Origin of the sequence: Coleofasciculus sp. (genome assembly GCF_046539235.1) — a bacterium.
GTDB lineage: Bacteria > Cyanobacteriota > Cyanobacteriia > Cyanobacteriales > Coleofasciculaceae > Coleofasciculus.
The window spans coordinates 17854-29198 of the sequence record NZ_JBKHHI010000005.1 but is presented as its reverse complement, the minus strand read 5'-3'; the positions used below and the strand labels follow the sequence as shown (position 1 = coordinate 29198).

Annotated in this window: 7 protein-coding genes; 1 reads left to right on the top strand and 6 read right to left on the bottom strand. The window is 46.9% G+C overall.

Features of this window, described 5'->3' with window-relative positions; translation table 11 throughout:
- Nucleotides 1-34: 34 nt before the first annotated feature.
- From ACLFWI_RS01295 to ACLFWI_RS01275, 5 genes are all read right to left on the bottom strand, one after another.
- Nucleotides 35-1906 carry an ABC transporter ATP-binding protein gene (locus ACLFWI_RS01295; RefSeq protein WP_446411391.1) on the bottom strand — a complete coding sequence of 624 codons (1872 nt, stop codon included), beginning with the start codon at nucleotides 1904-1906 and terminating at the stop codon, nucleotides 35-37.
- Between the two features lie 98 nt (nucleotides 1907-2004).
- A complete protein-coding gene (locus ACLFWI_RS01290; protein WP_446411390.1) occupies nucleotides 2005-3225 on the bottom strand; it encodes a glycosyltransferase in 1221 nt (406 codons plus the stop codon).
- A 335-nt stretch (nucleotides 3226-3560) separates the two neighbouring features.
- Nucleotides 3561-4721, bottom strand: a complete 1161-nt coding sequence (locus ACLFWI_RS01285; protein ID WP_446411389.1) for a glycosyltransferase family protein — start codon at nucleotides 4719-4721, stop codon at nucleotides 3561-3563.
- A gap of 46 nt (nucleotides 4722-4767) precedes the next feature.
- A complete protein-coding gene (locus tag ACLFWI_RS01280; protein ID WP_446411388.1) occupies nucleotides 4768-6015 on the bottom strand; it encodes a glycosyltransferase family protein in 1248 nt (415 codons plus the stop codon).
- Between the two features lie 204 nt (nucleotides 6016-6219).
- Nucleotides 6220-6744 (bottom strand): hypothetical protein, encoded by a 525-nt coding sequence (locus ACLFWI_RS01275; protein WP_446411387.1) that lies wholly within the window; start codon nucleotides 6742-6744, stop codon nucleotides 6220-6222.
- Between the two features lie 555 nt (nucleotides 6745-7299).
- Here ACLFWI_RS01275 and ACLFWI_RS01270 point away from each other — a divergent pair.
- Complete coding sequence (locus ACLFWI_RS01270) at nucleotides 7300-9285, top strand: protein kinase domain-containing protein (protein ID WP_446411386.1); 1986 nt, start codon at nucleotides 7300-7302, stop codon at nucleotides 9283-9285.
- 978 nt (nucleotides 9286-10263) lie between these two features.
- Here ACLFWI_RS01270 and ACLFWI_RS01265 read toward each other — a convergent pair.
- Entirely contained in the window at nucleotides 10264-11274 is a 1011-nt protein-coding gene (locus tag ACLFWI_RS01265; protein WP_446411385.1) for a 3'(2'),5'-bisphosphate nucleotidase, read from the bottom strand.
- Nucleotides 11275-11345 lie beyond the last annotated feature (71 nt).

Genomic DNA, 11345 nt, shown 5'->3' with positions numbered 1-11345 from the left:
AGGGGCTGGTTTTACAGATAACATTTGGCGACATCTAAAGCCCGATTTGAGCGGTGTTATGCCGGGATGAAGGTTGAGCAGAATCATGAGTTTCAATGGCAACTTGTAGCCGATAAAGGGTGGCGTACCGCTGACCTAGACCCATGAGTTCGGCATGAGTCCCGCGTTCTAAGATTCTGCCTTTCTCGATATATAAAATCTGGTCGGCTGAGGTGGCAGATCTCAAGTCGTGGGTAATCAGAAATGTAGTAGAATTATAAGTTAATCGTTCTAATGCTTCGCTAACAGCGCGTTCATTTTCGTTATCTAAACCAACGGTTGGTTCGTCTAAAATCACAATTGGTGCTTGACGTACTGCCGCCCGCGCAATCGCAATCCGTTGTCGTTGTCCACCTGAAAGTGTCGCCCCCCGTTCTCCCAGGATGGTGTCATAGCCTTGGGGCAGTGCCATGATAAAATCGTGAGCATTCGCCAGATGCGCGGCGACGATAATCTCATCCTCCGTCGCACCCAGGGAACCATAAGCGATATTGTCCCGCACAGTGGTGGCAAATAAAACGCTATCTTGCAGGACAATACTAATTTGACGGCGCAAGGATTCTAGTTTGTATTCTCGCAAGTCATGTCCGTCAATGAGAATTTGCCCTTCCAAGGGGTCATAGAGGCGCAGGAGTAAACTAACTAACGTAGACTTGCCGCCCCCAGAAGGACCCACTAATGCCACCCGTTGACCCCCTTGCACCTGAAAGTTGAGACCGTCTAATATACCTTTATCGGGTTCATAGCCAAAGCTAACATTTTGGAAATGGACTGCACCTCGGAAAGGGGGCGCTTCCACGGCACCCCGGGTATCCCGAATGTCAGGAATCGTATCCAGGAGGTCAATTATCCGTTCTCCGCAGGCAGTGGCTTTGGCAATCTGTGCCGTATACCTAGCCAATTGGCGTGTGGGTTTAAAGGCGGTTTTCAGGTAGGTGATAAATACTAGTAAATCTCCCGGTGTCACCACCTTCGCCATGACCAATTGTACCCCGCGCCACAACACCAATGCCGTTGCGATCGCCACTAATATTTCTACCGTGCGTTGTAATCCAGCCGACAATCGCTGCGTCTGCGCCCCTTCTGCTAAACTCTTCTGGTTTTGGCTAGCAAAGGAATCCTCTAACATTCCCTCCAAAGAGAGGGCTTGCACCACTTTAATCGCCCCCATCGATTCCGCCACCGTCGCCGCCATTGCCCCTTCCCGTTTGCGCTGAATGCGGGCAATTCCGTGAATCCGTTGGCTAATTTTCAAGGTTGAGATCACAAACAGGGGAAAAATCGTGATCGCAATCAGGGTTAATTCCCGATTCAGCCAAAACATCACGCTCACTATACCAACAAAGGTGAGGGAGTTAACAATCAGTGGTAAAGCTGCCGTTACTGCTACCTCACGCAGTTTGTCAGTATCATTAGTAATGCGAGTAATCAAATCACCACTTTTTGCCCGGTTGTGGAAGGAAAGGGACAGACGCTGCAAGTGAGCATAGAGTCGGGCGCGGATATCGGTAACAATACGAGTCGCCGCTAGAGACATCCCCACCAAACCAATATAAGCCGCCACAGAACGCAACCCCGTCGCCACCACAATCGCCACGCTTAAGACCGTCAGCAGTACAATCGGGTCGGCATTATCGAGTAAGGGGATAGTCAGGTCAGGCGTAGCCACATCCGGCACAATTAAGCGGTCAAAAATTAATTTTAGGGGCCACGGTTCTAAGAGTCGGATCACAATTTCACCTACCAGTCCCAAGCATGCGATCATAAGTAAAACGCTCTGCTTACGGATTTGGGGCCAAAATCGCTGCACAATCCGCTTCATTGCGGGTAAGGCTTGCTGTATGTTTTCTGGGCGTTTTTGTTTCATTATCAAGTTCAGTTGAGTGTGGAAGGATAGAAGTAGAAGAGTAGGAAGTTCAGTATATTTCAGTGACCAATAAACAATCAACAATCAACAACCACCCATTAAACCAACCTAACCCTAGCCATAGCCGGAAGCTCTTGCTGTTTTAAAACCTGCTGATACACCCAGTTCCAGTTCTGTTGTTCTCCAGAAGGAGTAAGTTGGGTTTTAACTTTACTCTGAGCGGCAATTCCTAACTGTTGGCGTAAACTTGGCTGATGAATCAACTCTCGGAATGCCCGGGTTAATTCCTGGCTAGAGGCAGGATTTACCAGCAAAGCATCAATCCTATTTTCCAAAATCTCACCAATCGCATCAACCGTGGTTCCCACAATGGCTTTACCTGCCAGCATTGCTTCCAATAAAGCATTGGGACAGCCATCATGTAGGGAGGGAATGGCAAAAATATCCATATAAGGCAGGTAAGCTAAGGCGTCTTGGCGGCTAATCTTTCCAGTAATTAACACTTGATTAGCAATACCACTACGGCGAAGTTCTTGTTCCCAGTACCCCCGCTCTTTTTGGACAAAATCTCCCACCAGCAGCAGCGTCAATTCGGTTTCTTGAGCCAGTTCAGCACAAGCATCTAGTAAATATTCTAATCCTTTTTTATCGCGGAAATTACCCACTGAACCAATCACTGTTCCCCGAAACTGCTCAACTAACGCCGGGGTGGTAAATTGGTCAAAATTAATGGGCGCGATCGCGTTTAAAAAGGCTGAGGATTTTTCCTGGATACTGGGAACCAATACCCTAGCTCGATGCATTAAATCCTGACTAACAAATGTTACCCATGAAGAATTATCCAGCGTCCAGGTAATTTGTCCATGCTGCTGGGGACTAAAACTATGTTTATGCAGGTCAGCACCGCGAACACTATTGATCACAGGCAGATTGTTTTCCCGCGCCAGAACTGTGGTTAAAAACCCAGTTTCGTTAATAAAAAAGGCGTGAAATATATCAAATCCATGGATTTGATATAACTGTTTTAATTGACTATAAATATCGCACAAATAATCTTGTTCTTTTGCACTCGTCGAACGAATGGCTGGCTTGAGGCGATGCACCATAATCCCATTCTGTTCAGTCGTTTGACAACTAGAGCGTCTGTATTCGCCAGCCAACGCTTTTTCTCGTTCAGTCCGGAAAACCGCTCGGAAAACCGCAACGTGGACTTTATAGCCTAAATCCTGTAACATTTGAGCGATACGCTGAGCCGACTCGCCCACACCCCCAACATCAGGGGGATATTCTAGGGTAGTTATACAAACTTTGTCTCTCATGATTACGGTAGCTGATTGGGCAGAAGGATTTAACGGATGAGAAGGCGCAGGACTACAATTCTCCAGGTTTCCGACCCTGCTGAATCAGCTAGGGGTTAACTTGAGTAACAGCTTTGATGCTGCTATACATAGCTTTACAAATCTACATGAACTCTTAATGAAACTTTTATGAGAAGAGTCTCATCGGAACACCTGTGTAAGCCCTGTCGGGGCGACCCGCCTACCTAAATTAACAATTCAAATCCACAGTAGGGGCGACCCGCCTACCTAAATTAACAATTCAAATCCACTAAAATTACTCGGGTCGCCCGCCTTAAGTTGTCTTCACAAATAGGTCACGCCGCCACCTCTTGGTTCTGGAAAAGCTGCCGCAAACAAGCACTTGTCTTATCCACACCATTGAAATCAAACGTAGCGGCTGTTGGTTGTTCGTTGAGATAGGTGATTATTTTGTGGGCCAAGGTTTCGGCTTGTAAGTCTTCGGAACAAATTGTTTTGACAATGCCTAGCTGTTCTAACTTTTTGGCACGAATCGTCTGTTCTTGATCATTATTGCCCGTAAACGGCAAAATCATTGCCCGAACCCCCGTCATCAAAATATTCATCGTCGTGTTGTATCCCGACATACTAATCGACAAATCAGCCTGTTGCATATAATTCAACAGGTGAGGGGTATAACGTTCAATCGTGATATTGGTTTGACCTGCTGCCAGATTTTGCAGTTTGGCAAACACGGCGTCGGGAACGAAAGGTCCGGTAAACATCTGGATATGATCAGGTAACCTTGCTTGTAAAATTGGTGCTGTTTTAATCATAGATTCGAGTAAATCATGTCCAAATCTACCGCCGCCAACACTCACCAAAATCATCGGTTTTCTCAGAGTAGGCATAGCCTGAATCTCTGGGGGGCGCTGCACGACATAGCCAGTGTAATGTACCTGACAATTAAGATCATCCACCCGCGAAAAACTCTCTGCCAACGGTACGAATTGGGGATCACCATGAATCAGTAACATATCAAAATACTGATTCATTAACCGACAAACTTTCTCTTCATGACGTACCTGATTTTGCTTGGTGACTACGATATCGCGCAAACTGCTAACAATTTTGGTTCCTTTGGCTTTAGCCTCTTCAAGAAGCGGAATTAATTCAGCCGAAAATCGCCGTCTGCCAAAGGGAAATAGCTCAACCATGATAACATCGGGTTGGAACTGCCCGAATATCTCCAGCAATTGATTTTTGCGAATCTCTAAAACTTCGTCTAAGCTGTTGAACCCGGCGGGAATTTGCAGGTTTTGAAATTCCGAGTCGGTTTTAATCGCTGGCAGATTGACTATTTCAATCTCTGGAGGGACTTTAAATCCCTGGATCACTTCCCCACCATTAATAAAACATACGTGAAAATCTGGGATCAGACCCCGGACAATTTCCATGCTGCGGATTAGATGTCCAATTCCCAGAATGTGTTGGCAATAAAACATAAGTTTTTTCATCGGATCAATACCTCCAGGTTGTTGTTGGTCATTTTGTCAATGATAATCAAGCTTGTTGTGTGGAAATAACTTGGGGAAAAAGAATGGGCTTTTTGGATACAAGTCTGGTTGTCGGACTATGTAGCAAGGTGTGGATATCTTGGGCAATCTGATGCAGTGCATCCAAGTCCAAACGAGAGACAGGGGGAAAATGATGACTTCTGCTATTGAGTTGTTCTAAAACGGCATCCATCAAAGCCGCAGGTGTCAGCCAATCGGGATGAATAGTTTTGAATAAACCAAGACCAGCCATGCGTTCGGCGCGAATCCATTGCTCTTGAACCGGTTTAATCCGGGGAACCACAACTGCCCGTTTATTCAAGGAGATAATTTCGCAAATGGTGTTATAGCCACCCATAGAAACAACGGCATCAGCTGCATCCATGTAACTGGCAATGTCGTCGGTAAATTCGCAAATCTGAACCTGTGGATACTGCTGGATTTTCTCCTGCAATGCTTGTCTCTGAAAAAGTGGCATTTCCGGTCCGGAAATAATCAAGCTTTTGATGCTATGCTGAGGGGATAACTGTGCTAATCCTTGCCGATAGGTATCGACTAAACTGTAGCCATCACCACCACCACCCGGTGTGACTAAAACAAATTTCTCATCTGGCTGAATTTGCAATTCCTGACGTAGGACGTGACGCGATTTGTGTCCATAGTCTCGGCGGATATAGCCGCAGAACCGTACTTTTTGGGCAATGCAGGGTGAGAATTGATATTCCCTGGAAAGGTCAAATACCTCTGGTATACCCACAACTAGCACTTGGTCGTAATACCATTGCAGCGCGTCATAGTAGCCATACTTTTGCCATTCTTTGATGGTAGGTTCAGGACTGTCCAAAATATCTCGCAACAGCAACACCAGCTTGGTTTCCGGAAGGCGGAGTTTCAGGTAGTCCAGCGTCGCTTTCAACTCTTCTTGTAAGCCGTAGGGCTTTTTATCCACCAACAGCAAATCAGGCTTGAAATTGACGGCTGCGACTTTAATCAAGTCAGAGCGCAGTTTCACCGTTTCATCAGCGGCTGTGTTTAGATATTTAGCCGCCACTTCACCGGATTCATTGCGCCCAAAGCAAGGTAGTTTAATATAATCGAGTCCCCGAGGCATCCGAAAGCTATGCAGCACGGGCGAACCTGATACCACTAAAATTGAGAGTCCAGGTATAGCATCAAGCAGGTGATTGCAGATGGCTAGCATCCGGCGGATGTTACCGAGACCGAACGAATCGTGAGAGTAGACCATCAGTCTCATGATTAAATATCTCCCAGTACGTTTATGCCGACAGTCAACTCATCGTCTATGTCTACTGCTTTGAGTTTCCCAGTCCTGGATGAACGGCTGGTGAAGTGTTTATGAACAAATGTAAAAAAATGATGAGAAACTTTTCATGAACAGGTTTCAGGGTGAGGGGGCGCATTTATGCATCAGGTCGCCCCTACACGCCTCCTATAGCAGCTAAACTTCTGGGATCAAATCAACGCTGTATAGGGTTTTACCTTCAAGATTATGCAGCGCGACTGTCATCACCTCACTCCTCCCATCAATTTTTACCGTGCCAAAAAACTGTAATCCCTCACTGGGCGGACGATTGGGTGCTAAATCATACGAGACACTTTGAAACTTAACCTGGGGTCCAAACGTATTATCCAGCCGCTTCCGTTCAAACGTTCCGGCGTTCAGGGGTCCAGCGACAAATTCCCAGAAGGGGTTGCGGAAGGATTCGCTGGTATCATAGTCTACAATCATCCGGCTGACGCGATCGCTCTTGCTCCAAATCACCGCCTGATTGCTAGTCACATCGCCACTAGCCACCCCGTAAGGGGTTTGTGGACGCATTTTATCTGAGGTGACAATTCCAGGTGCTGTACTCTGGGCTAATCCTGATTTCGATAATAGGTTAGCGGTGATCAATCCACTACTGGTTAAGGCTGAGGTAACCAGAAAGCGGCGACGGTTGATTAGCTGATTTTTCCGTGCCATAGATAAAAATGATGCCCCAAATGTGAACAGTAGAGCAAATAATTCCATTAAACCTCAGCGTTGATGACTAGACAAAACAGACAAAAGTCTTTGGTCATCAGCGGTTCAGCTTGTTGGCTCCGTTGGTAAATTTACACTTGAATGTCCTTATGTTAAGCGCTTTTTTGTTAGAGAGTGAGTATCGCCTCTATAATTAACATGGTAGGCATCTGGCTCCCCGGAGTCAGGTGAGCCGACTCTAACGTGCAGTGTTTCCAGAAACGTGTCGGGTAAGCCAGAGTTAAATGACCTCAAACTGATCGAACGACAGTTATCGGTCAAGGTTATTCTTGAAAAGAAACAAGAATAGCTGATTCGTCGGTAAACTTCCTGTCGGTGAATTAGCGACTATCTTGGAAAAAATAAACAATGAACTCAGGTTCGATTGCCAGATAAAGAATAAGACAAGTTAGTGGGGTGCTGTTTTCAATGCAATAGTTAATTAGACTTGTCTAAAAATTAGTCAAACACCCTTTGAATAGTGGGTTGACGTGTAATTTCTGGACGTGTCTAGTGATGAAGAAAAATTCAACAGGGGCGCTGACAAAAACGATGGTGTCGGGTTCTCAAGACGCTGGGGACAATAAACCTCTAGGCGGACGCTATCACGTTATCGAAAAGCTAGGGGTGGGAGGGTTTGGTCAAACCTTCTTGGCGCGGGATATGCATTTGCCCGGTCATCCCCAATGCGTGGTTAAAAAATTAAAACCTCAAGTGAGTGATGATGATGAGGAAGGGCTGCAAACGGCGAGACGCCTGTTCCAAACGGAAGCTCAAGTCCTCTATCGACTGGGTAATCATGAGCAGATTCCCCGGCTTTTGGCTCATTTTGAGGAAAATCACGAATTTTATCTGGCTCAGGAATATATTCAAGGACAACCCTTAAGTAAAGAGATAGACTCTCATCTGACGTGGTCACAGGAAAAAGTGCTATCCCTGTTGCAAGATATATTGCAGGTACTAACATTTGTCCATCAACAGCATGTGATCCACCGGGATATCAAGCCAGCCAATTTGATTCGCCGCGCCGCTGATGGCAGAATTGTGCTGATTGATTTTGGTGCGGTGAAACAGGTGAGATGTGAGTCGCTGAATCCGGAAACAGGGCTGACCAATGTGACGATTTCTATCGGCACTAAGGGATATATGCCCAATGAACAACTTGCCGGAAAACCTCGCTATAGTAGTGATGTTTATGCGGTGGGGATTATTGGGATTCAGTTATTAACGGGAATTCATCCCAAACATATTAAAGAAGACTCCGATACGGGTGAACTAAACTGGCGCAAATATGCCAAGCAGATTAGTCCAGAATTTGGGGAAATTCTGGATAAGATGGTGCGCTATGATTTTCGCGATCGCTATGCAACCGCAGCAGAAACCCTATTAGCCTTCCAGAGTTTACCCGCGCCATTATTGGAGTCGGCGTCACCCCCCCAACCGTTAACCCCTGAGTGTGAATTGCCGCCCCTGGTTGATCCCCAAGCGCCGACGGATCAGGAGAGTCAAAATTTAGCCGCTGATTCCGCTGAGACTCAGGCGTGGGAGGCGACACCAACGGAATCGACGCTGATTGAAGTCGAGGAGTCGAATAGCGAATCATCTTCTAGTTCTAGTCAAACCCAAGACACTGGACGCACCCAAACCTCTCAGCCCACCCCGGGGCGGACTGATGCTACCGTATCCCTAAGTCAACCTCAGGACTTTGAACCAACTGCAACGGTGTCAACAACCAGTAGAAGCCGCGGATTTCGGCAATGGTTGATGCAGCCTTGGACAATTGCCACGATCGCGATCGCGTTTAGTTCTATGGTTACCGTCACCCTGATTCTACTCCCCTCTCAATTGAATCATCAGTCTCAAATTGAGGATGTCCCCCCGGAAAGCCCAAGCCCAACTCCTTCTCCTTCTCCTTCTCCCTCACCAACCCCCGAACCCACGGCTGAATCCTTGCTCGCCGAAGCCGAAGACTTAAGACAAGCCGGAGAATACGAGAAAGCGATCCTAGTTTACAATCAAGCGATCGAACTGCAATCCGACTTAGCCCCTGCCTATTGGGGACGGTGCTACAGTCTCAATCAATTAGGACAACCCGAACAAGCCTTAGTCGCCTGTAATGACGCCCTCGCTTACCAATCTAATTATGCCGACGCCTTAGTCAGCAAAGCCGATGCCCTATGGCAACAAAACCAGATCATCGACGCACTGCGACATTATGAACGGGTAACTCGATACTATCCCAATTTTGCCAGAGGGTGGATTCGCTATGGCATAGCCCTGCAAGGGGTGGGACGTTCCGCTGAGGCGGTTCAAGCGTTAGACAAAGCGATTGAACTGGATCGCAACTCCGCCGATGCTTGGGCAACTCGCGGTGAAGCGCTGATGGCGTTAGGGCGCACCACGGAAGCAATTCCTTCTCTGGATAAAGCCCTGCAATTGGAACCGGATCATGAAAAAGCTGCCGACTTGCGTGAGAAAGCCAGGGAAAGATTGGGGCGTTAGGGTAGTAAGGGATGGGGGAACCATGTAGAGACGTGCCATGGCACGTCTGGGAGAAGAAATTAAAGTAGAAATCCCTTGATCAAAAAAGACATCAGATGTAGGGGCGGGTTTAGGGATAAAATGAATAAGTAGGTGGGGACAATTAAAGTTAACGGTGGGGAACTCGCTTTCGCGAGAAGCAAGCTACGTCATTCGTCATTGGTCATTCGTCATTTGTAAGGGTTTGAGGCTTGTTAACATAACTTAATATGGTTGAGTTTATTTCCACCAACCTACTTAGATCCACCTCAAACTGCACAACAAAACCCGCCCTGATCCCAACCTAGATGTAGGGGCAGATTTAGGATAACATGAATAGACTCATCTTAAAGGGGACAACAAAATCCACCTAATTGTCCACCGCGATCGCACTGAAAAGCGTGCATTTTGGGAGCGCCGAAACCCTTGATATACCGTAGCTTGGGTATTCCCCACTTAAGTCAGTGACATCCAGTTTAAAATAGTGCAATAGACTTTATCGGTTTTATGGGCGCAAGCCTATATCCCCTACGGAAAACATACAAGTAGATACTTATGAGTTGACTGCTTATCGCGATCGCGAATTACAAGAAGCTCTAGATTATAATAATCTACAGCGTTCAGATATTCAAGCTCTCCTACCTCTTATTCGTAAGCCCCGCTACTTTGATCTGGTGGTTACATATCGCGAACGTATTGAAGAAACCGTAGGGGCGCACCGACGTGCGCCCATCAAACCATCAAATCTATTCCATAATTTTAGTATTCAGAACGGTGCGTTACGCTACCCTTTAGGAACGCTACGCGAACGCTCTCCTCACCCGACAATTTGCTTAAAATGGTACAAGATAAGGGTAAAATCTAGCTGTGAACATTCAACGCCAGGACGGGTTTTGTTGATAAATTACCGGTTACAAACTTCCCTAAGTGGGTCAACCCGCCCCAACACTATTGATAAGCCTAGGGTATGGATTTGGATGTCTCAGAGGCTTGAATCTCCTGTGCTACGACGGCTAACACCGCATCATGAATCGCCCCATTACTGGCAATAATCCCCTGATTGTTAAAAAGCTTAGTTCCACAGGCAAAGTCTAAGGGTTTACCATACATATCGGTGACTCGTCCCCCAGCTTCTTCCAAGACAACGACACCAGCCGCATGATCCCATATATTTTGCCGTTTTGAGGACTCCAGGGGAAACGGTAAACGGATGTAAAGATCGGCTTCTCCTCTAGCAATGATGCCGTATTTGACCATGGAATCAATCTGGAGGGAAGGGTTGATAAAACCAAGGGATTGAGTGATAACCGCTTCCAATTCGGGGTTCCCATGAGACGATTCTACACTTTGGACTAATCGAAGCGACTCAATGCGATCGCATTCATTGACACGGATCGTCTCAGGTTGACCTCCAGGGAGGGGGATTAGGGTGGTTCCTTGTCCTTTGACACCGACAAACAGAACGCCGCGATCGCCATCCGGTTGGTTAGGATGAATCGGAATCGCCGGACATCCTAACACCCCCAGTTTCACCTCACCGTCTTCAATTAACCCTAAGGCGATCGCGTAATTGTCACCCCGGACATAACCTTTTGTCCCATCAATCGGATCAAGTGTCCAATAGCGATCTGCCACTTGACCCGTACCCCGATCAATCCAGGTGATAATCTTTTCCGGTGTCGCCTCAGCAATCTGGGATTTAACATAATGCGTCACCCCTGTCAACTGTTGGGTCATCGCTGGTTGTCGCAACAAGCTAGAGTTTTCCTCTCCCACAATGGAATCACCGGGAAACGCCTCGGCTAATACCCGACATATAACCGCTTGTGTACCAAAATCAGCCACAGTCACCGGAGAGCGATCGGGTTTGGTTAGGGTTAAGGAACCCTCTTCCTGACGCACTTGTTCACATAATTGAGCCGCAGCCGTTACAGCTTGGATAGCAACTTGTTTTTCTCGCTGGTAGGACATGGTTTATGCTGAGATCCTATCTTGACCCCGTTAGTATAGAGGTTGTTCGCTTTAAATAGGTTAAGGTGAAT

Bases quoted from the DNA above. Each gene is read 5' to 3' on its own strand.
- ACLFWI_RS01280 (WP_446411388.1), bottom strand. From the start codon at position 6,015: ATGAGACTGATGGTCTACTCTCACGATTCGTTCGGTCTCGGTAACATC.
- ACLFWI_RS01295 (WP_446411391.1), bottom strand. From the start codon at position 1,906: ATGAAACAAAAACGCCCAGAAAACATACAGCAAGCCTTACCCGCAATG.
- ACLFWI_RS01290 (WP_446411390.1), bottom strand. From the start codon at position 3,225: ATGAGAGACAAAGTTTGTATAACTACCCTAGAATATCCCCCTGATGTT.
- ACLFWI_RS01270 (WP_446411386.1), top strand. From the start codon at position 7,300: ATGAAGAAAAATTCAACAGGGGCGCTGACAAAAACGATGGTGTCGGGT.
- ACLFWI_RS01265 (WP_446411385.1), bottom strand. From the start codon at position 11,274: ATGTCCTACCAGCGAGAAAAACAAGTTGCTATCCAAGCTGTAACGGCT.
- ACLFWI_RS01285 (WP_446411389.1), bottom strand. From the start codon at position 4,721: ATGAAAAAACTTATGTTTTATTGCCAACACATTCTGGGAATTGGACAT.
- ACLFWI_RS01275 (WP_446411387.1), bottom strand. From the start codon at position 6,744: ATGGCACGGAAAAATCAGCTAATCAACCGTCGCCGCTTTCTGGTTACC.